This is a genomic window from Bariatricus sp. HCP28S3_D3 (genome assembly GCF_052065755.1).
Classification (GTDB): domain Bacteria; phylum Bacillota; class Clostridia; order Lachnospirales; family Lachnospiraceae; genus Allocoprococcus.
The window spans coordinates 1-780 of record NZ_JBQHTK010000096.1 but is presented as its reverse complement, the minus strand read 5'-3'; the positions used below and the strand labels follow the sequence as shown (position 1 = coordinate 780).

At 38.3% G+C, this 780-nt stretch carries 1 protein-coding gene; it reads left to right on the top strand.

The genetic code is table 11. The features are described 5' to 3' along the window. Positions 1-165 precede the first annotated feature (165 nt). The coding region (locus ACTNB3_RS17865) for a transposase (protein ID WP_441027307.1) at positions 166-780 on the top strand (615 nt) is incomplete at its 3' end.

Genomic DNA, 780 nt, shown 5'->3' with positions numbered 1-780 from the left:
CCTAGATTATTCACGGCGATGCCGTGAAAGTGGCTGAAAGCCACATAGTTACAGCATTTTAACTGAATATTGCATTTCACTTATTAAGTGAATGAAAAAAGAGCATCCATTTGTGGTAAAATTAAGGTGTTCAAAGTCTTAACAAAACGTACAAAGGAGCCCTTTATGAATATTTTAAACACCTTATCTCTGAAAAGCAATAGACAGATTAAAATTAATTTTGATGGAGGCGATTTATCCTCTGATGCTGGCTTACTTCTCATCAAAGAGTTCGTAAGCAAACTTGGCATTGACAGACTTCTCTGTCATTCATTTAAAACCAACGATTCTGCATTATTTCGATATCACACTGATAAGGAAAACCTTCTTCAGATGATATATTTGATCATTGCAGGTTACTTTGAAGATGATGCTTCAGACGAACTTACCAATGATCCGGTGTTCAAAGCAGTCCTTGAAAAAGATGCACTGGCTTCACAGCCAACCGTTTCAAGATTTTTTAATCGTATGGATCAAGATACATTGAATCAGTTCCTTGTTATAGGCAGAATGCTGAGACAGAAAATCTACAGCATACAAATGCCGGAGGCTGTTATTCTCGATCTGGATTCAACTCTTCTTAATGCTTATGGAAAGCAGGAAGGCAGAGCCTTCAACTTCCACTATCAAAGCAACGGATATCATCCTCTTGTCTGTTATGATGGGCGAACGGGAGATCTGATTAAAATCCAGCTGCGTGATGGAACTCAATATTCCTGCACCGGAGTTGTTGATTTCCTT